15 protein-coding genes and 1 pseudogene are annotated in these 21652 nt (G+C 46.3%); 14 read left to right on the forward strand and 2 right to left on the reverse strand.

All coding sequences use genetic code 11. From position 1 onward, the window contains the following. Nucleotides 1–55 precede the first annotated feature (55 nt). The 11 genes and pseudogenes from PBN151_RS17515 (at nucleotide 56) to PBN151_RS17560 (ending at nucleotide 13767) form a co-directional block, all read left to right on the forward strand. Nucleotides 56–1705 (forward strand): glycoside hydrolase family 19 protein, encoded by a 1650-nt coding sequence (locus PBN151_RS17515; RefSeq protein ID WP_072730043.1) that lies wholly within the window; start codon nucleotides 56–58, stop codon nucleotides 1703–1705. Between the two features lie 293 nt (nucleotides 1706–1998). Then, nucleotides 1999–3381 carry a S41 family peptidase gene (locus tag PBN151_RS17520; protein ID WP_072730044.1) on the forward strand — a complete coding sequence of 461 codons (1383 nt, stop codon included), beginning with the start codon at nucleotides 1999–2001 and terminating at the stop codon, nucleotides 3379–3381. A gap of 185 nt (nucleotides 3382–3566) precedes the next feature. After that, complete coding sequence (locus tag PBN151_RS17525; protein WP_227774806.1) at nucleotides 3567–4028, forward strand: GNAT family N-acetyltransferase; 462 nt, start codon at nucleotides 3567–3569, stop codon at nucleotides 4026–4028. 161 nt (nucleotides 4029–4189) lie between these two features. Next, nucleotides 4190–5866, forward strand: a complete 1677-nt coding sequence (locus PBN151_RS17530) for an extracellular solute-binding protein (protein WP_227774828.1) — start codon at nucleotides 4190–4192, stop codon at nucleotides 5864–5866. A gap of 256 nt (nucleotides 5867–6122) precedes the next feature. Beyond that, entirely contained in the window at nucleotides 6123–7028 is a 906-nt protein-coding gene (locus tag PBN151_RS17535; RefSeq protein ID WP_072730046.1) for an ABC transporter permease, read from the forward strand. A gap of 19 nt (nucleotides 7029–7047) precedes the next feature. Further along, complete coding sequence (locus PBN151_RS17540; RefSeq protein WP_072730047.1) at nucleotides 7048–7926, forward strand: carbohydrate ABC transporter permease; 879 nt, start codon at nucleotides 7048–7050, stop codon at nucleotides 7924–7926. A gap of 37 nt (nucleotides 7927–7963) precedes the next feature. Further along, entirely contained in the window at nucleotides 7964–9694 is a 1731-nt protein-coding gene (locus PBN151_RS17545) for a sensor histidine kinase (RefSeq protein WP_072730048.1), read from the forward strand. Between the two features lie 14 nt (nucleotides 9695–9708). Beyond that, nucleotides 9709–11445, forward strand: a complete 1737-nt coding sequence (locus PBN151_RS17550) for a response regulator transcription factor (RefSeq protein ID WP_072730049.1) — start codon at nucleotides 9709–9711, stop codon at nucleotides 11443–11445. Nucleotides 11446–11805: 360 nt separating this feature from the next. Further along, nucleotides 11806–12510 carry a hypothetical protein gene (locus PBN151_RS17555; RefSeq protein WP_072730050.1) on the forward strand — a complete coding sequence of 235 codons (705 nt, stop codon included), beginning with the start codon at nucleotides 11806–11808 and terminating at the stop codon, nucleotides 12508–12510. Between the two features lie 200 nt (nucleotides 12511–12710). Continuing rightward, a pseudogene (locus tag PBN151_RS30785) lies at nucleotides 12711–12797 on the forward strand (ABC transporter ATP-binding protein); the annotation flags it as partial. Nucleotides 12798–12822: 25 nt separating this feature from the next. After that, nucleotides 12823–13767: a VanZ family protein gene (locus PBN151_RS17560; protein ID WP_072730051.1), complete on the forward strand. Its 945-nt coding sequence runs from the start codon at nucleotides 12823–12825 to the stop codon at nucleotides 13765–13767. A 221-nt stretch (nucleotides 13768–13988) separates the two neighbouring features. On the opposite strand, the gene PBN151_RS17565 is transcribed toward PBN151_RS17560, so the two are convergent. After that, the gene (locus PBN151_RS17565) at nucleotides 13989–14741 is read right to left on the reverse strand and encodes a class I SAM-dependent methyltransferase (RefSeq protein ID WP_072730052.1); all 753 of its coding nucleotides are present in this window, start codon (nucleotides 14739–14741) and stop codon (nucleotides 13989–13991) included. 439 nt (nucleotides 14742–15180) lie between these two features. Between PBN151_RS17565 and PBN151_RS17570 the strand changes: the two genes are divergently transcribed. Continuing rightward, nucleotides 15181–16128, forward strand: a complete 948-nt coding sequence (locus tag PBN151_RS17570) for a serine/threonine protein kinase (protein WP_072730053.1) — start codon at nucleotides 15181–15183, stop codon at nucleotides 16126–16128. A 257-nt stretch (nucleotides 16129–16385) separates the two neighbouring features. Here PBN151_RS17570 and PBN151_RS17575 read toward each other — a convergent pair whose 3' ends face one another. Then, nucleotides 16386–18443 carry a VWA domain-containing protein gene (locus PBN151_RS17575; RefSeq protein WP_072730054.1) on the reverse strand — a complete coding sequence of 686 codons (2058 nt, stop codon included), beginning with the start codon at nucleotides 18441–18443 and terminating at the stop codon, nucleotides 16386–16388. A gap of 468 nt (nucleotides 18444–18911) precedes the next feature. Here PBN151_RS17575 and PBN151_RS17585 point away from each other — a divergent pair, with 468 nt between their 5' ends. Further along, nucleotides 18912–21080: a hypothetical protein gene (locus PBN151_RS17585; RefSeq protein WP_028531936.1), complete on the forward strand. Its 2169-nt coding sequence runs from the start codon at nucleotides 18912–18914 to the stop codon at nucleotides 21078–21080. Between the two features lie 131 nt (nucleotides 21081–21211). After that, the gene (locus tag PBN151_RS17590) at nucleotides 21212–21637 is read left to right on the forward strand and encodes a hypothetical protein (protein ID WP_021255435.1); all 426 of its coding nucleotides are present in this window, start codon (nucleotides 21212–21214) and stop codon (nucleotides 21635–21637) included. Nucleotides 21638–21652 lie beyond the last annotated feature (15 nt).

Raw genomic sequence — 21652 nt, forward strand, 5'->3', positions numbered from 1 at the left:
CGCAATTTCCTATACTAGAGTCGTTATCAATAACAATCTGAATAGGAGGCGTATAATGAATCGCAATTTTCCGTTCTCGCACAAGCTTCTGCTCAAAAGTTTAAGCGCTGTTCTTGGTGCGGCAATTCTTACAGCAGCGCCACTCGGATCATCCTCTACAGCTTATGCGGCAAGCAGCACGAATTCGTCTCAGGTACAAGCTTGGCAGACCAACAAGGCTTACTCTGCAGGCGATATTGTTTCCCATCAAGGCAAGATTTATGAAGCGAAGTGGTGGTCCTACAATAGTAGACCTGATGCAAAAGTAACGAACGAATGGGACACCTCATGGAAGTTATTGAATGACAACAACGAAGATACTACACCTCCTACCGCTCCAACGAATCTCGTATCAACCGAGCAATCCTCCACCTTTATTACACTCACTTGGACAGCTTCAACCGACAATGTAGCCATTTCTCATTATGATGTTCTCCGCAACGGTGCGAAAGCAGGCAGCACCATCGCCAAGAAATTCACAGACTATGAATTGGAAGCGGATACAGGATATCAATATGTCATTCGAGCGGTGGATACATCGGGCAACTATACTGACAGTTCAGCGATAAGCGCAACAACGAAGGGCGGTGGTGGCCCAGTCACTGACATTGGCGTAGGAGAGAGCCGTGTGCTGTCCGACGACCAGATTAGTCAGCTGTGGAATGGCATTAATCCTGCCTTCCTGCCGGATGCGGCTGCAGCGGAGGTACAAGCAGCGATTCCGAAGGCGGAATATGAGTCCACGTTCCCACTGCGCTACGGTACACCGGAATGGGATGCAAAAGCGAAGGGCAACTACTATTACAAGCCGAACCAGTCCGACTATTATTCCTATGACAATCTCGTAGCAGCAGTACGCGAGATTGCGAATATTAAGTATAAGGAAGTCGTCCGCGAGGGCTATCCGAACGTGAAGCAAATTTACCGCCTGGACAAGCAGGCGAAGACCGAAACCTTGCTCTTCCAAGCGCCAGACTTCAATGATGCCAGTCATTCGAATTTGCCGAAGCTGACGCAGATCGTGGATTTCGGCAGTTTCCTGGGTGAGGGGAGCAGTAATGACCGCAAGCGTGAGCTTGCTGGGTTCCTAGCGAACATCGCTCATGAGACAGGCGGCGGCTGGTCTACGGCACCAGGTGGCGAGCTGCGCTGGGCGCTGTTTTTCAATGAAGAACTAGGCTTCGTCAATACGGACAAAATCGGCTATGTAGATGAGGACAACCTGTTCTGGAAGCCGGTACCGGGCAAGTCCTATCATGGGCGCGGTCCGATTCAGCTTAGCTGGAACTATAACTATGGCTTGATTAGCTCCATTGTATATCGCGATCCTAGTGTACTGTTGAACGATCCAGACAAGATTACAGCAGATGGGAAGCTCGGATTCATTACAGGGCTGCTCTTCTGGTTGACCCCACAGGATCCGAAGCCTTCCAACCATGACATCATGACAGGGCAATGGACACCTACGGCAGATCAGTTGGCGAAGGGGCTCGTGCCGGGATTCGGAGCTACTATTATGGTAATCAACGGCGGTCAAGAAGCGAATTTGCCGGAGACGGCCGATCCAGTGCGCCGCCGCGTTGCGCACTATCGTGATCTTACGACACGCATGGGTGCGAACATTGATGGCGAGAAGCTGGATACTGCGGGAATGCAGCCATTTTAATTTGGAAATAGCGAGCCACAATTTAAGAAGCTGTCTGACGGGTGGAGATTTCTACTTGTTGGGCAGCTTTTTGTATGTTTTGCAGGTAATGAAATCCATGTGATGTAGAAATGACTTATAGCACGAGGGTATTACCAATTTATTCAAATGAAAACGTTCGATTGTATGATATATTGTTGTTTGTATCTTCCTTATATAGCTAAATTATTGAAGAGTGTCGAAATGATGGGGAAACGTGACTGCATATAATGAATAGCTCGTTAAGAGAGAGAATGCAGGGGGAATGATATCAAATGAAAATCCGATTAGTAGGGTTTCTATTATTTATCGCCATTATCGGGATTGTGATTGTTACGGCACTAACGTGGAATGATAGCGTTACGGAAAAGGCGATTAGCAAGAAAGAAAAGCAGCTTCACGAACCTGCGGTTCTAACGAAGGAGCAGCAAAAAGCGATCAAAGACATCGAATTTCTGTATAACAAAATTGCGGACACACATCCTGCCACCGTAAATGGAATACCAGAGGAACTGAAGGCCCAATACGAACAAGTATTGAAGGAAATTAAAGAAAAGAAAGATCAGATATATCGCAAAGATATTTATTTCTGGGGACAATCCATTATCGCCCAACTGCATGATGCCAATTCAGGGTTTGTAACCAATTTAAGCTTTCGAAAGCGCAACATTCCCATTCTATATAAATGGTATGAGAATGGGGTGTATATCTATCACAGTAATGAGGAAGATTTGAAGGTTGGAGATAAAATCATTTCTATTGGCGACAGAACAGTCGAAGAGTTGGCCCAAGAACTTAGCAAATATATCCCTAGTGATAATGAGATGTTTTTGCTCGCTTCGTTGGAGATATCACCCCTTTTGGCTGAAGAGGTGTATTTGGAGAAGTTAGGTTTGATTGAAAATAAAGATTATGTTGTCTATACCATCATGAGGGATGGGAAAAAGCTGCGGCGGCCGATTAGGTTGCAGGTGAAGCCTGTTTCAGTGGGATATCCTTCGAATTATTCTCAAAATATAGCTAAAGACAAAAACATAGCTCTATTAAAAATGAATATGCTGAAGTCAGATGATGTGTATGATGCTGAATTAAAAAAGTTCTTCTCTTCTGTTAAGCACAATCAAATCGACAATGTCGTGCTAGACCTCCGTGATCATAAATTCGCTGGGAATCCGAATGCTATCGTGAAACTGCTCCAATATGTGAATGTGCAGCACTATCAATCCTTTGGGGTAACGCATAATTCACAAGTGGCGAACAGTGGAGGGAACATGGAAGGAATGACAGAAATAATACGTTCAACACAGAATAATAATGTTCATAAAGAGCTTGTATTTAAAGGGAAACTGTATGTACTTACCTCCAAAAATACATATGGCGGAGCATCATTGATGGCGGCGATTTTGCAAGATAATAAGATTGGGCAGGTGATTGGCGAAACGCCTGGAGGAAATGCGAATGCATACATTGCTTCCGTAAAATTCGATCTGCCAAACAGTAAATTTTCCATGTATTTGTCAAGTAGACAACTCGAAAGACCGGATGCTTCCAAAGGAGCAGCGCTTGTTCCTGATTATGTGGTGCCGTCAACCTACAACAAAACAAAACATGTGGATGAGCAGCTCGCCTTTGTCGAACAACTCGTGAACAAAAAATAAATAGTGCGTACACTTGTCCCCAGCGCTTCCATGCGTCTGGGGATTTTCATTGCAATGGGCGAGAAAAGTGGAGTCTGAACAAACGTGAATAGGTGATTCGAAGCTTCCGCCCATGGATCTTGTCAGGTACAATGAATGCAGCAGCACTTCACAACAATTACCATTCATAAAAGGGGAGACAAGGGATGGTGTATATACGCCAAGCCGCAGTGCAGGATGTTCATATACTTAGTGAGCTTGCTTATGCATCCAAGGCGTACTGGGGTTATGATGAAGCATTTATGGAAGCTTGCCGGGAGGACTTGACGATTACTGAGGCGCATCTTACAGCCGCTCAATTATTTGTCGTCGAGAAGAATCAGCAGATTCAAGGATTTATTGCGCTCGAACAGGATATTTCACAGCAGGACAAGGGCCTAGTAACCTATTTGTTCATTCATCCGAATGCTATCGGACGAGGGTATGGACAAGCGTTATGGAACCGTATGATCGATGCTGCTAGGGATCAGGGAATACGCGCGGTACTCGTACATAGTGATCCGCATGCGGAACCTTTTTACATACGAATGGGGGCTAGAAGAATTGGTGAAATAGCCTCAACGGTATTCCCTGGCAGGGATCTCCCTGTACTAGAAATCATAGTCTAAGCTTCCATTTAGATGGATGCGGAGCAACGGGCGACAAATCATGTGCACCACAACAGTTGTATATAGAAGTAAAGACCAGTATATGGAACGCCTTAGGAACGATATCTACAATTAGAAGTGGGTCTTCAATACACATATTAGGAGGGTCAGACGTGAAAAGAATGCGGAATATGTTATTATCGCTTACGCTTATCTTGAGTCTCGTCGCAACAGCTTGCACAAGCAATACAGCTGATACATCACAGCCAACAACGGATAAACCAGCAGAAAACACAACCGCAGAGAAACCAGCTGAAACACCAGAAAATACAGTAATTGAAGTATCTACGGTTCGTGCGAAGGATCCGTATTTGAAATTTGATGCAGGTGAAACGTATGATAAGAATGCCGTATATGATGCTCTTGAAAAAGACATTGGCGTTAAAGTGACGAATAAGTGGGTTGTAGATGGAGGGAATACCGGTCCGCAGTTCCAAGAGAAGCTCAAGATGGCGATTGCGACTGACGACTTGCCTGACTTCTTTGTGGCTACACCAGCTCAACTGCAGCAGCTCATCGAGGCAGATATGATTCAAGACTTGACCGAAGTATATGACAAATATGCTACGGATGAAACGAAAGAGTTCTTAATGCGCGATGGCGGTTTGCAGATGAAGTCTGGTACATTTGACGGTAAATTGATGGGAGTTCCAGAGTCGGGTACTGCGTTCACTCCTCAATTTGTATGGGTTCGTACGGACTGGCTGAAGAAGCTGAACCTGCCTGAGCCGAAAACGATGCAAGACCTGATTAAAATTATGGAAACGTTTGCAGCAAAAGATCCAGGGGGCACTGGAAAGTCCTATGGTCTGGCAGTGAATAAAGAATATTATGAACCTACAGGTGCACTTGGTCTCGTAGGCTTCCTGAATGGATATCACGCTTACATGAAGCAATGGATTGATGATGGCAAGGGTGGATTGATGTACAGTGATATCCAGCCAGAGATGAAGGAAGCTCTCCGTTCCCTGCAAGATATGTTCAAGAAGGGGCTAATTGATCCAGAATTTGCAGTTAAGGACATGATGAAGGAATCCGAATTGATCTTCAATAACCAAATTGGCGTACTCTATGGTGCGGAATGGACTCCGGCTCATTTAGCTCAAGGTGCAGTCAAGGACGGCAAGGTTATTCAAGAATGGAAACCATTCCGCCTTCTTTCCATTGATGGTACGGAAGCGTCCACGCAAACCGAACTGGGTACCGAAAAATATAATGTTGTCTCCAAGAAAGCGAAACATCCAGAGGCAATGATTAAATTGTTGAACAATTGGATCGTGGTTGACAACCATCCAACAGAGGAACAGAAGGTATACGAGTATGGTAAGAGCAGGAAAGAGAGCGGCAATAACTACTGGCAATTGAGCCCGGTTATGGCGTTCAACCAAGGGAACAACAATGGCGAAATATTGCCAAAGGCAATCGAAACGAAGGATGAAAGCTTGCTGCAAACGAAAGACCAAAGAAGGCGCTATGAACGTGCTATGAAGTATTTGAACGGTGAAGATATTTCGATGTGGTGGGAAATGTTGATTTCCGGTCCAGGCGGAGCGGTATCTAACACTCCATACTTGAAAGAGCACAACCTGTTCCATCGCAACAAATTCTATGGCGCTCCAACGCCTACGATGGTCGAAAAGCAAGAGCTGCTCTTGCGCAAGCGTGACGAAATCTTCGTAAAGATCATCATGAACCAAGCGCCGATCGATGAATTCGACAAATTTGTGGAAGACTGGAAGAAGCTTGGCGGCGATGACATGACGAAGGAAGTAAACGAATGGTACGCAGCAAATAAATGATTTCACGGGGAGAGCGGATATGTTCCGCTCTCTTTTTTTACTGTGTCAGTCACTGTGAATAATTGCAAATGCGCTCATCGGACATGATTCTATTGGATTAAGGCCCAAGAGCATGAGGAATCGCAACAGCTGTATATAGAAGTAAAGACCAGTATATGGAATGGGATTTGAATGGTATCTACAATAAAGGTAGTTCTTCATTCATATATAGGGCATGCCCTTCTTTTTACATTTTACTACAAGTAGGTGGAGCAGAATGAATCGATTATCTCGGATGTGGAAGCGTGAATGGCCGCTGCACTTGATGCTCATTCCCGCACTAATTTTCATTATTGTATTCAGCTATATTCCGATGGTAGGCATTATGATGGCATTCCAGAAATATATCCCGTCGAAGGGATTGCTGGGATCGCCATTCGTGGGATGGAAGAACTTTAAGTTCCTGATGGATTACCCGGATATCGGCCGCATCTTTTTCAATACCATTTACATCGCGGTCATGAAGATTCTTGCTGGATTGTTTGTTCCCATAACGATCGCAATTCTCTTAAACGAATTACGCAAGGAATGGGTGAAGCGAACGTTTCAGACTTTGGTTTATTTGCCGCATTTCTTATCTTGGGTCCTGCTCAGTGGTATCGTTATCGACGTACTCTCTCCTTCTACAGGAATTGTGAATCATTTACTCAGTCTGTTCGGAGTGAAGCCGATCTTCTTCCTTGGTGAAAGCAGCTGGTTCCCTTATGTGATGGTCGTTACGGACGTATGGAAGGAATTCGGCTTCGGTACAATCATTTATTTGGCGGCGCTTACAGGCATTAATCCTGTGCTGTATGAAGCTGCGGAAATTGACGGAGCTGGGCGCTGGAAGCAGACCTTGAATGTAACCTTGCCGGGCATGCTGCCGATTATCGTACTCATGCTTACGCTTAGCATCGGGAACGTGCTGAATGCCGGATTCGATCAAATATTCAACCTGTACAGCCCGCAGGTATACGAGAGCGGAGATATTATTGATACATTCGTATATCGAATGGGAGTCGTGGAATCACAGTATGGGTTTGCAACAGCTGTTGGACTGCTAAAGTCGGCTGTTTCTTTCATACTAATATCCGTATCGTATGTCATGGCCTATCGCTTCGCCAATTACCGCATATTCTAGTCAAGGAGGACGAAACGTTATGAAAAAGTCGTTAGGCCGACGTATCTTCTTAGGTTGCAACTTTGTATTTCTAGCTTTTATCTCGATATTATGTCTATTACCGCTTGTTCATATATTAGCCGTGTCCTTCAGTTCAGGGTCAGCGGCATCCGCAGGCAGGGTCATACTGTGGCCGGTTGAATTCACGACAGCAGCGTACCAGAACGTATTCGGCAAGCCGGAATACTTGCGCGCGTTCGGGATCACAGTTGAGCGTGCCATATTGGGCACGGCCTTCAGCATGTTCTTGACGATCATGACCGCATATCCATTGTCGAAGGATACATCACAGTTCCGTTTGCGAACCGTGTATGTATGGATATTTGTATTCACAATATTGTTCAACGGCGGCTTGATTCCATGGTATATGACCGTTAAAGCGGTCGGTATTATAGATACGATATGGGCTTTAATACTACCGAATGCTGTTCAAGTATTCAACATTATTCTCCTGCTTAACTTCTATCGCAACTTGCCGAAGGAGCTGGAGGAATCTTCGAAGATTGACGGAGCGGGACATTTCACAACCTTGTGGAAAATATATGCACCCTTATCCATTCCGGCACTGGCAACGACTGGACTCTTTACGGTTGTCTGGCACTGGAACAGCTGGTTCGATGGTATGCTGTTAATGAACCATCCTGATAAATATCCGCTGCAAACCTTCCTGCAGTCGATAATAATAAAGCTGGATCTGCGCTACCTCAAGCCTGAGGAAATTCAGCTGATGCAGAAGCTGTCCGACCGTACAAGTAAGGCTGCACAGATCTTCGTTGCTGCATTCCCAATATTAATTATATATCCATTCTTACAGCGATTCTTCATTAAAGGAATTGTGATGGGAAGTGTCAAAGAATAATAGTAGCTGAAACCTCCAAATGTAGGGAGAAAATACGATGAAACTATTATTCCGCATAAAAGATTCTTCCATCTTCATGAAGATTATGGCTGTATTTCTAATCGTATTGCTCCCCCTCATGATGATTACGTTATTCATCAATGAGCGGGGAGCTAATAGCATTCAGCGGGAAGTATCACGTTCTACCTTAAATACGACAAGCTTCTACCTGGACTCGCTCGATAAGGAAGTTGAACGAATTAACCGTTACTTGCCGAACTATGTAACGGACAACGATTTGCTGGAGCTGGCGGCACTAGGGACAGACTTGACCGCCTACGAGCGGGCCAACAACATTACGCTAATTCAGAAGCGATTGGAGCTCATGAAGAATTCGAGTCCGTTTATTAACGAAGCCAGGGCATACGTACCGAAAATTGATCGTACGCTGCTCAGTCAGCAATATGACACGACGCTCAATCGAGAGGAATTTGATGCCATGCAGCATGAGAGTCCTTTCTATAGCAAGCCATTCATATACTGGAACAATCGACTGTTTATTACCCTACAATACCCGACGACTACTTTCAAGGACCCAATCTATTTGGTTGGTGCAGAGTTGTCCGTTAGAAAGATCAAGGAAGCGCTTGATCAGATTGCAGGTTCTCTGAATGGAGAGACGATGCTGCTGAATGTGGAGCACGGATGGGATATTCGCAGCAATGAGCAGTCTACACTGTATGAATCGATGAAGGCATTTATTCAGCAGAAATGGAAAGAAGAAAAGCAAGAAGGCTACGATATCGTAGAGTATAACGGAGAGCGATATTTGACTGTTTACAAGTATTCTGCCGTTTGGAGTTCTTACTCTGTAACCTGCATACCGGAATCAACCGTTCTGGGGCCGATTCAGAAGTATCGGCAATGGTTCTGGTGGGCATGTGGATTGGCTGTTGTGGCAGCGCTGTTTTTCTCTTACTCCTTGATGAAGCTCATGTATCGACCACTCATGAAGCTCATTCATGCGTTCAGGCGGGTGAAGCAGCTTAACTTGACGCCTGTTCCGATTGATCGAGGTCATGATGAGTTCGGATATTTGTATCAGGCGTTCAATGATACCGTGCACTCGTTGAAAACACTCATTGAACAGAACTACGAGCAGCAAATTCGAAGCCAGCGCTCGGAACTGAAGCGGCTTCAATCGCAAATCAATCCCCATTTCTTGTACAATTGCTTCTTTGTACTGTGCCGGCTTATTAAGTCGGAGGACAAAGAGAAGGCCTACCAATTCTGCTTGTATATCGGCGAGTATTTTCATTTCATTACCCGGAACGATGAAGATGAAATTCCGCTAGAGATGGAAGTGAAGCATTCCTCGACCTATGTAGAGATGCAATCAATCTGCTATGGGGATCGGATTCAAGTGTTCCTCGACATCGAGAGCCAGCCAATACGTGTACCGCGTCTTGTGCTGCAGCCGATCATTGAGAATGCCTATAAGTATGCATTCGGCAATATGCGTGGAGCAGGAGAGTTGTGGGTTCACAGCGAACAGGTTGAAGATGGAGTTGTGATCAGTGTCGAAGATAATGGAGATGACTTGGACGACGAGAAGCTGAATGAGCTTTGCAATCGCCTTGCCAATTGTACCAATCACATCGATGAGACGACAGGGCTTATTAATGTACACAGACGGATACAGCTTCGCTACGGAGATTCATATGGATTGAAATTGTCGCGTTCTGAACTTGGCGGACTGAAGGTACGTATACATCTGGGGCTTGAATAAAGGAGGAGATCGGCATGCGACGAATGCTCATCGTGGACGACTTGCCTATTATTGTAGATGGGTTGTTGGAGTTATTTCAGGGCATGGAGCATCTTGAACTCGATATTTTGAAAGCGTATTCGGGTGAAGAGGCATTGGATATGATGCGCAGATCCGCTTCGCCCATAGATATTGTTATCTCTGATATTAAAATGCCTGGCCTGGAAGGGATTGAGCTGCTTCAAAATATTAAGCAGAGTTGGCCGAACTGTAAAGTGATTTTCTTGACGGGCTATAATGACTTCCATTATGTGCAAAGTGCTATGGTTCTTGGCGGATTCGACTATATCTTGAAAATTGAGAGCGATGAGAAGATTATCGCTGCTGTTGAACGGGCCATTGCTCAGCTTAACAAGGAATGTGAGCAGATGCGCAGACTGGAGCAGGCGCATTATCGGATGCGGCAAGCGCTACCGCTGCTGCAGAGAGAATATGTATGGGAGCTTCTAGAGGGCAAGGCGGAGGTGCTGAGAGGGATTGAGCGGCATTTTCAAGAATATGATATTCCGCTGCGTGCCGATCTGCCTGTCATGATGGTGGTTGGTAAGGTGGATGCTTGGAAGAATTCCTTCAGTTCACTTGATAAATCCTTATTGCTGTATGGCGTTCAGAATATCGTCGAGGAGTATGTCACCCCGTATATGGAATGCTTCTCCTGCCCATTCGAGCATTCCAAGCTTGTATGGCTGCTGCAGCCGCGAATGACGAAAGACGGCAATCATAGCTATTCCTACTCCAGTTATGAGTCTCATGAAGATGTGATGTCCGAGTCGGAAGTGTGGAAGTCATCACAGGCTCGCTTGAACGGAGTTATGGGCATGATCCAACAGACCTGTCAGCGCCTTCTGCAAGTAACGGTATCCTTCGCATTCAGCAGTACATCGACGGAATGGGCGAATGTAGCAGAACGATTCCAGATGCTGAAGTATTGCTTCGTGTCGGGGGAGCGGCTGCCTAACGAGGTTATTTTGACGGATTCCGATATTCTGCAAATGCAGGAGTGTGGAGACGGCACAAATACGCAAGATTACTTTCAACATAACCGAATTCAACTGCTGCTGAAATGTCTGGAGAACAATCATCGCAAGGAGTTTTATGAATTGTTCCTGCGCATTACGAAGGATTGGAACAATGAGGAGGAGAGCAGCTATGCTCGGAAGATGGCGTTGTATCATTCCTTGTCGGCGTTGTTTCTGTCCCATTTGGGAGAGAATCCGAAGTTGAAGCAAGAGGTCGGCGCGAAGATGGATATTAGTTTCTTGTACCAGAAGAAGGAGTCATTCACATGGCTTGATATGAAGAAATATTTCTGGGAACTCGCTGATCATTTATTCGAGCGGCAAGAAGGAAGAGAAGAACAAGTTCCAGGTGAACTGATCAAGCGAGTTCATCGTTACATTGCCAATAATTTAACCCATGATATCTCGCTGATTGCGATTGCGAACGAGGTAGGGTTGAATCCTTCCTACTTATCTAGACTATATAAGCAAATGACAGGCATCGGGATATCCGATTACATCAACGATTATCGCAATCTGCAGGCGAAGGAATGGCTGCTCAATACCTCGAAGAGGGTCAATGAGATCGCATCCGCGCTAGGTTACAATTCGGCGCTGGCCTTCATTCGCTTCTTCAAGAAGCAGAATCAGATGACACCGCTTGAATATCGGATGAAGCTGCAGGAGAAGAACATTAAAGAGGGAATGTCCTAAAGCTCAAGAGCGTAAGAGCGTAGAAATTGCCAAGCAGTGCGGCAAGTGAAGTTCGCAAGTTTGTAAATTCGGAAATCGTTGGCCGGATACAGCTTCCGGCCGCGCATTCGCAATCGGATGCATGTTCATTTTTGCAAGTTCTCTAGACCTTCAGTCATGGCAAGCTTGGCTGGAGGTCTATTTCTTTTTGTTCTGCAATTCTTTTTCCACAATTAGGTTGGCCTCTCCATTGGATGTTATTTATAATGAGTGTTATGCCCGTAAATGGCGGGCCATATGAATCGGAATGCCGTCTTTAGCGGATATGAGCTATACGGAATGTGATGGTTTGGTGTGATAGGTGATAGGAGGTTTAGCGGAATGAGGGGAAAGATCGGTTCTTTTTTGAAATTTTGCGGCGGTTTTCTCATATTTGCGCTTGTACTTAGTATCCTTGGGATGCTTATGGATCGATCTATGTTTCGGAAGGATTATCTAATGATATGTCTGCTTGTATTTCTTCTTCCGGGATTGGTGCTCCGAAAAATTGGGGGCAGTATGAAGAAAAAAGCAGATGAACGCGAGCAATTGCGACAACTAGGGCTTAATCCGCCTAGCATGGCCTTCCAATCATTCCTGCGATTTGCAGGAGGATTTCTTATGTTCTTATATGGGATCGTATGGTTTGGTATGATCGTGAACTGGTCGACGCAAGGAGATAAGTTCATGTTGGCTGCTCTTTTTGCGCTGCTCTTTTTCACACCGGGGGTATTGCTCTGGTGGGCAGCATCAGGATTGGAGAAAAGGTCACAGGAGCGCTTTAGAAGAGAGCATCTAGCTTATTTCGAACAGGAGCCTGTGCCAATGCCTTCGTATGCGCCAACAATTGAGGAGATCGTTAAGGAAGCTCCAGCACAGCCGATTCGTCGTGCAGAAATGGAAGCAGCAGCTAGCTCGACCGTACCACAGACTGCACCACAGCTGCCCAAAATGATTGCATGTTCTAGCTGTGGCGCACAAACGAGCGTATCTCCTAGCTCCACCTCAACTTGTGAGTATTGCGGTTCAACGGTGTCTTATCGGTAAGCTTATCATGACGTAAGATAGCAGCCAGGGGATAAATTCCTTTGGCTGCTTTTATTTATAGGCGATTATTATTTGCATGTATAGTGAATAGTGTTTTATTAGCGCTCTGCAAGTGACTAAATTGTCACCTTCACTGTCACTTGAAAGTCATGTTAGGCAGATAAAATGATATCCATCAGCATAGCTATGGGGGTTTGACAATGGATATTTTAAAAATCGAGCATCTGTCTGAAATATACGGTAAAGACGAGTCGGTGGTTAAGGAGCTTGACGATGTTTCTTTTTCGGCAATCGCCTATAAGGGAGTAAACCATGACTAAACAGCAGCGTAAGATTATATTGGGCATAACCATATGCTATACATTTTTGATTCTTTATTTTATATTTCTAGCTTTCGGTAGAGTAGGTACCATAGATCAAAAGGATGGTTACACCTTTATTCTTATACCAGACAGTTTTTTTAGGCTGCCAAGTGTATCAGATCTTCTACATCCTACTCTAATGGACTTGGTTGGATTTGGAAACATCGCAGCTTTCATTCCTTTTGGCATTTTGATTCCGTTGTTATATCGAACGGGCTTTATTCGATTCATTGCATTGTTCATCCTATCCATTCTCGTGATTGAAACGATTCAGGCACTAACTTTGCTCGGCAGCTTCGATATTAACGACGTAATTGAAAACTCATTAGGCGCAGCAATCGGATTCTGGGCGTACAAACTTGGCTTTCGTACAAATAATATCCGGAAAAGTATAGCTGCCACGGGCATTTTCATTGTTGTCCTTATGACTGTGGTTTGGGGAAGCTTCGGGATTGTTGACAAGGCGTTCACCCAAGAAATGGGTCCCTTTGTGGCGTTGAACGAACTGATAGACAGCACCGGAAATACATCAACGGGCACAAAACCATACCGTTTCAAAATTGGCGGTCAAACCGTAGAGCCCAAATATAATGTGTATAGTATCGAAGGTAAAAATAGGGAAACATACACGTATTCGTTAGGAAGTAAGGAGCTTTATCTCTCCTTGTTTTATGGAGTTCCCGATCAAAAGGAATTGAAGGGGAGAGTAAGTGTTTCCGTTGATGGTCATGAGTTCCTGTCTGCGTCTGCAGAACATCAACGCCAAGAACCGGAAATATTCACTGTTTATCTCGAAAAGGCAAATGAGCTAACGATAACCATTGAAGGAAATGAAACGGTGTGGGATGTTGCGTTTAGAGAGATGAAATATTATTGGAGCTGGGAAAAGCGCTAGCAATAAGGCGAAATCCGAATGCTGTACAAGATAAGGTGATTCATGTTCTTGATTGAAGATCGATAGAAGCTTGCCGATCTAATAAGCAGCCAGGGGATAATTGCCCTTGGCTGCTTTAATTTATATGACGAATTGTATATGAAGTGCGACAGTTACCATTAAATAATCCTTACATGCGCAAGGATGGTCTATAAGATTCATCGCTCAATTCGGATGATGGATTAGCGCTTTCTTGCAACGATGGCGAACCGTTGTTCATTTGTACGAATGCCTTTGTCCGTCCTATTGTCGGCAACGAATTGCTTGAAGATGCGCATATCATCCTCGAATTGCCCGAAGTTCGGTATCGTTGGCGTATGTGTAAGAATGAACATCAGATCTTCTTCGGTCTGATAATACTGTGTCAGATTGATTTCATAGGATTGGATATTCATGAATCCTGCTTCGCCAAGCTCTTTCTGATATCGACGCAGCAGGGTGCCGGATTCAACGCCGTTGCTTTGTCCTCTGCCGAATGCCTGCTTCAGGTTGAGCTTGTTGCCTTCACTGATTTGTTGGGTTAGGAACACGCCATCGTCCGTCAATACCCTAGCAACTTCTGTGGAATTGAATTCGGAATGTCGACATGTGATGATGTTGAAGTGTCGATCTGGGAACATAAGCTGCTCTGCATTCATCTGCATAAAGCGAACATTGGACTTCTGCGCTGCTGCCAGATTCGCTTGTGCCATACAGACCATGCTTGCAGAAGCATCGATTCCAACGAGCAGAAGCACTTGACCTGCGATCGGCAGCACAGATTCACCGCCACCTGTACCGATGTCGAGCAGGATGTCCGACTTGGCGCACAGCTTGCCAGCCTCATGGAATAGCTCCCAATTCGTCCCCTCTGTAGTTGATTTCACTTGACTGAAATCCCAACCGTTCAGCTTGCCTACTTGATTATAAAATTGTTTGTAATCGAAAGAGTTCATATTGATTCCGCCTTCCAATAGTATGTGAAATTAATGGGGCATACGAGTTGTCAGAACGGCAGGAACTGTACAACTGCATATCCTTCTGAATGGATTCCATTTCGTTGCGCGGCTCTCTGGTTCCGTTAGGCTCAAAAGGGCAGACTATCCCCTTGATAGCTGGTACGCGTTTTGACCCAGCCCGGAACCTACATACCTCGAACGTTGCGGAATGACATCCATTTCACCTCATTGGAAAGAATGACCGAATTATATCATGGGAAAAGATTGAAGGTCAAAGCATTATCTCTCTTGATCGTTATCTCATAGAATTCAATAAACCATATAAATCTTATATAGCAAATATTGGGTATCGTGTTACAATAATAGATACTACGTGTCTGCTGGCGGACGATGCAACTTCCACGTCCCAGTCAGGCCAGAGCTTCTGGAGGAAACCGTGAAACCGGATTATGCTGGCATTTGTTTGAATCGAAATGTTGTGCTTCATCATTCCTATAAAGTGAAGAAAGTAATCGCTTGCAGCGAGCTGGCCAATGTATATGCGGGACGGAAGCTGGCGGACGGAGCGGCGGTCATCGTGAAGGAGTTCTACCCGAGGCAGGTAGCTCTTCGCGATCTGGACAAGCGAACCGTGCTGTGCCGTGTACCCTCTGTTCAACGGCAGTATGATGAGCTGCGGGAGGCCTTCCTGATGGAAACGCAGATGCTGCAGCAATTGAGCCACTCGAACATCGTTCGCCTTGTGGATTATTTTGAGGAGAACGGGACGCATTATATGATAATGGAGTATTGCAAGGGCATCTCGCTTGAGCGGTTTGTTGAAGAAGGCAGGCTTGTTTCCGTGGCCGATTTCCTGCGCGATACGATACTGCCGCTTGCATCTGCGCTTGAATATGTCCATGCGCAAGGCATCATTCATCGCGATATCAAGCCAGCGAACATTATCATTGGAGAGGACGGTCAGCCGAAGCTGCTCGATTTCGGTTCTGCTATATACTATGAGAAGACGGGTCATCGGATTTTTACGAGCACGGGATATTCACCGCTTGAATTCTATTCCGAAAAATCGCAGCAGGGAATCACGTCCGACGTATACAGCTTTGCAGCTACGATGTATTTTTGCCTAAGCGGCCGCACGCCGAATGATGTGACTAGGCGCTTGTTCCAGGATAATCTGGAATCGGTCAGAAGCCTAAACCGCAGCGTCAGCCCGCTGATGGAGCGCACTATTCGCAAGGGACTAGCGGTTCGCCCAGATAAGAGGCATGCTTCTATGAAGCAGATGAAGGCCGCGCTGCATGCGGAACGAATTCTGCTGGCAATGGTTGAGCGCTTGCTCGGCAAGCACAAGGCGCGGCAGCAGGATGATCGCAAGCAGGCTTAGAGGTAGGTTGGATACAACTACGTTCGCAACAGGCCATATGTTGTACGATTTACAACAATATAGTGTGTTAGGTAGCATTTATAGGATTTGCTGCATAAAGCGCAACATGGCATGACGATGCCTTATTAATAAATAATGAGAGGCTGTCCGAATGTGGGACAGCCTCTTTATTTACTTATTGAAATCTAGGTTCTAATGAACTGAATCGGCCCCTGATTTGTATTTACTTCCATTGTCCTACCGGTTGCCCATTTCATTTAGCGTGACATTGCAGACGGATCCGCATACGATACAGTGCCCTGTTTAACAGCTTTGAAGCGCAGCTCGATCTCCGTTATCCCATCCTCGAACGTAATGTACAGCTTATCATTGTATTCAAGCGTTTCCGTATCGTTCGGCTTAATAGGCGTACGTCCCTTGGCCACCGTACAGTTGGTACGGTGCTTGATTCGGAGCGTGCCGTTCTTGCCAGCCTCGAACAGGATATGGGCGGCTTCCGGCAATGGCTCATTCACATCCAGGCGGGCAAACAGCTGCTGCAGGCTCACCTTCCGCGTTTTGCCGAAGGAAGTAAGTGGCCAGTATTTAACGGGAACCTCATTGCCGCTTGCCGTATTTAAGAAGTACCCTTCCAGTCTCCCAGTGAACGTCGGCTTTGGACGCAGCAGCACGTATAGTGCGAATAAGGCAATCAATGCAGCCAACGCACAGCCTCCGATAATCCAATAACGTTCCCACACCGAAGAAATCTGCACGTTCAGCTTTCCAGTAACCGTTCCCCCCTCAGGGTCAGTTGCCGTTACGGTTATTTCCGATGAGCCGGAATGCAGCGGGGACAGGTAGAGCGTCGCACCGTCGACACGTGCCTCCATTCGATTTTTATGATCGCTGGAGACAATCTTGTACGTCAATTCATCTCCGTTCGGATCGGTGAAATAATCCCCGAAATTCAGCTTCGCCTCGCCATCTTCCTTCACGATGCCAATTTGATTCTGTCCGGACAATACGGGCGCTTTATTGACGATTTCGAGCATACTGCCAGCAGTTTCTCTGAAGAAGTGGGGCCCATTCATGATGATTTTCCAGTCGTATTTTCCTGATATGCGGAAACGATGCTCCGCCGAGAAGCCTGTCCCATTGTTCGTCATCTGCACGCGTTCTTTCTGCTTCGTCTGACGATTGGTGATAACAAGCTCTGCCTGTACGTCCGTGTATACATCCTGATCTTCCAATGGCTGCTTGTTCGACAGGGAATACAAGCGAGCCGCGAAGGCTGTCGGCAGTCCTTTCGTCGCTTCCTTGGAAGTCAATTCTCCGCCTGCCCGCATGTTATAGCTGCCAAGCAGGTTCACCTTTATAACATCCCCTGTCATTCCCCTGAACTTCAATAGCAGCTCGCCTTTGCGCGGCTCGGGAATCTTCATCAACGTATATTTGCCGGATTTATAGAATCGCGCATTCTTGGTGCTGTTATAGAGCTGAGACTCCAGCAAAGGGCTCTGAGACAGCAGAATGAGATTCGCCTCTGACATGCTGGAGTTCGGAAGTGGAACCTTTACTTCCTGCAAGTCTCCAGTCGCAGTTAACGCGGCGATCGGAACGAGAACCGATTGGATTTGATCGGCGAAAATGCGGTTGAATATATCAGGCAGCTCCTCTGTGCTTGTCGTGACATACGAAGTGCCGCCGGTCTTTGCGGCAATGGTCTTCAGCTGCTTCTCATTCACCGAGCCGTCCTGATTCAGGCCGATGGTGTAAATACGGTATCCCTGCTTCTTCGCCTGCTGAATGACGCGCTCTACGTCCTGGTTCGAGTCGGCGATCGTTCTGCCCGTGTAAGCATTGCCGAAGTCGGTGCCTCCGTCGGACAGCAGAATAATGAATGGCTTATGGCCTTGTCCAGTTCCTTTCCCAGCGATCTCGGCTCCCTTCTTCAAGCCGAGGCCTAGATCCGTGTACCCATAGCGGCGCAAGCTGCTGATCTGACGCTTCAGCTTCTCCTTCTGCCTGGGCTCGGCGAGCGAAGTTAGCGGCTCCGAGGCCACGATTCTGTCGTTATAGGCAACGAACCCAATACGCGTGCGTTCCGAATCGCTCATGTCCATGAACATATTGACGACTTCCGACGCAATGCCTTCCTTGTCGGTCTCGTTCATGGAATAACTGACGTCCATGACGAATACGGCATCGATTCCTTGTGCTGAATCGGCCTGAGCTAGGGAAGTGCGAATAGGTATTAGGGATGATGACGTTAGAAATAACAAGCAGGTCGTAAGCAGGAAAATCATAGATTTGAAAATATTTCGTCTACACATAAAAGCTATATACCCACCTTTTAACAAAAAATATAAATATTTTTTGTTTCGATATAAAGTATTTGTTAGATTCTACCGAAATATTTGGGAAAAGGAGGAATGGTGTCTGGGATACTGGGCAGTTGGTACTGTCATCCTATCTCAAATCATCGGAAATAAGTACCAAAAAGTGAAGGGCTAACGACAAATTTTTTTCTTGATTTGGGTAAATCAAGGGGATTTATAGCGAATTTGAGCGACAAATAAATAATATTGACAAATTTGGGATGTTCTCTCTAAGATTTAAATAGAACTAATCACCCAAATTATAGAAACTGTATTTGCGAAGGAATGACTTCTCTTGCATATCTAGTGCGAGAAGACTATAGCAACGAAATAGAGAGGAGGAAGCATAAAGTCGTGCATGCCAGTCCTAGCTTATGCGTTCCAGCGTAAGCCAAGTTGGCTGCCGTTTTTTGTGCTGACATTATGGACATTATCAGTCAAACGAACCGAGCCATGCTTTTCGAGGAGATTAACCCGGAAATGCTGGATCTGCTGACCATCGTAGGCGATGTCAAAGGAATTGACAGCCTCAGTGACGACAAGATCAAGGAAGTGAACGAGCACCTGCTTGTTCGGAGCTTTGATGAGTTCCTCGACAAGTTCTCCCCGAGCGTGTATTCGTTCTACAATGCAGCCAATCAGAAAGTGATGTATACGCTGAAGAAGCCGGAGGGAATCGCCGAGGATTGCATCTCAGAAATTAAGATCGACCAGAACAATGATTTTCTGAAAATGCTGTTCACCCTGATCGATACGAAGCGCAGTCAGGGAATTACGAACGTCGATTTCAAGTTCGAGAATCTGCTCGACATGATTTCGCCGAAGAAGGTGATGGACGATATTCGCCAAGTGCGCAAGGAAATCCATTACTTGTATGGCCAGTATGACAAGCTGGATGAAGGGGATCCGAAGAAGCTTGATTTGGGCGATAAGCTGAACGGGATGTTCGAGGACGCCAGCAAAAATTACAACAACGTGATGGCAATGCTGCCGCTCGCGATTGAAGATATCAAGACACGGCTCTTGCTGGGCGGCTCGCGGGAGGAGAATCAAGCCGAGGCGATCCAAATCGGCATGCTGACGATCGGCGAGTCGGGCGAGTTGAAGATCATTGAAGCGCCGAAGAGCGATAATACCGAGCTGATGCTCTTGGATGACAACAGCGGTACCGAGCTTTCGAACGTGTTCGGCGAAGATTATGAATCCATTACAGAGACGCCGTCTTCATACGTGAAGGATTTGGTAGTGCGTACATTCTGTCCGCTGCCAGCGGTACATAACGAGGTCGATACGGAGACGGAAGTACAAAACTATAATACGTATTTGGAGTTCTACAAGAATGCGAAGGATGACTTTGTAAAAACAGTCAAGCCGCTCGTGGAGAAGATACTGGGCGTACGGATGTTCTTCGATCAGTATGCGACCAAGAACAAGGGAATGCTTCCGTCCATGCTCATCACGAACGCGAAGCTGGATATGACCGTGAAGAGCAGCAATATTCCGCGCTTGGAGACGTATCTGAACACGGTGAACTCGAAGAATGAATTCTCCGACACGATCTGGTTCGGGATTGTGCCGTCCGTCGAGTTGGAATCGGCCGGCAAGGTGAAGGTGTCCCGCGAACGCTTCCGCGGCAACGGCAAGACCGTGAAGCAGGAGGGCAACACGATGGAATCGCTGTCGATGCTCCTGCAAGTCGTGAAGGACTATAAGGTGCAGGTATTCTTCAACTTCGAATCTGGAGAAGAGACGACCTTCAACAGTCTGGCAACCACCGGTCTCGACAAGTATATCGACAAATGCAGCAGCATGGTTCGCAAGGAATACAGCGAGTTCGCCATTCCATGCATCCCGAACTTCACCATTATTCCGAAGGATAAGTCCGGCGTTGTCATCGATAGCCGCATGCTCCACACGGAGGACGGAGTCAAGCTGTCCCAAGATAAGGAAGACATCTTGAAGCTGTGGATCGAGGGCGTGTACGTAGGCGCCGCTTATGTTGCTGCAGGGGTCGTTGCTGCCTATCAGTGTCCGGAATATTTGCGCGAATCGTTCAAGAACGTCAGCCGTGACTATCCGGGCGTACGCTTCGATATTGAAGCAAGCGACCATGCGCTGCGCGCGGTTACGACGATGGCGAAGGAGATTACTGGATTTACGAACAACATCAAAGACGCGATCAACTATAAAAACTTTGGCTTCGTCTTCTCTTCCGAGAATGCACAGCTTCAGGATAAAGACATCAAGCGAATCACGGTATACAAGGCCAGAAGCATGGCATTGACCGAGAATGGCTTCGATTCCATATACAAAACGCTTGTCAGCACCTATATCGAGCGGATTCTCCGCTTCCAGACGGGTGACTTCAAGCATGAGAACATCGTGAAATTCTTCAGCAATAATCCGAGCAGCCAAAGGAGCAAGTGGCTTGGTACGCGCGGCTTTGTCAACTCGATCATTCAAGACGGGGATGACATGTCCTATGTGATAGACGACAAGAGCAATCTATGCCATATCGATCTTGTGTTCAACGGCAATGTGAAGAATCTCGAAGTCATGATCACGAAGGGCACTACGCCTGTTAAAGCCTAATGATTAGAAGCTTGGCTGGCATATGGAAGCGTATGTTAGAGGCGTGCTTCAAGCGCGCCTTCCAACATAAATCCCGTAAGCATTCCATGCTTGCGGAACCTAAATTATTTTCATTCAAGGAGGCAAAATTCATGGGATTCATACTTAGAGTAGAAGGCGCAGAAACGATCGAGCTCGGCATGGACAACATTCAGAAAGTTGTGTATGACACGGACACACCGAACGATTCCAACGCAAGATCGACGGACGTGGGTGCGACGCTGCGCATTTCCGGCAAAATCATCACGGCGACTGACGGTGACAACGCTGACGACACGAAGAAGCTGGCATTGTGGTCGCTCGTTCCTGCCGAGAAGGCGGACTGCTACCGCAAGGTAACGCTTGAGGTTGTAGCTGCGGATCAAGTGGTACGCAAAGTGTATTTCCCGAACGCATTCGTGGTTGACTACTCCGAAACTTACGGGGACACGGAAGGCGTAGGTACATTCACGCTGTACATCAAACAAAAGAAAGACAAAACCGAACTGGCTACAATCGACGGCGGTTACCCGGTATAAGCAGGTACGGCCTGT

This window comes from Paenibacillus sp. NAIST15-1 (assembly GCF_001894745.1).
GTDB lineage: Bacteria > Bacillota > Bacilli > Paenibacillales > Paenibacillaceae > Paenibacillus_B > Paenibacillus_B suaedae.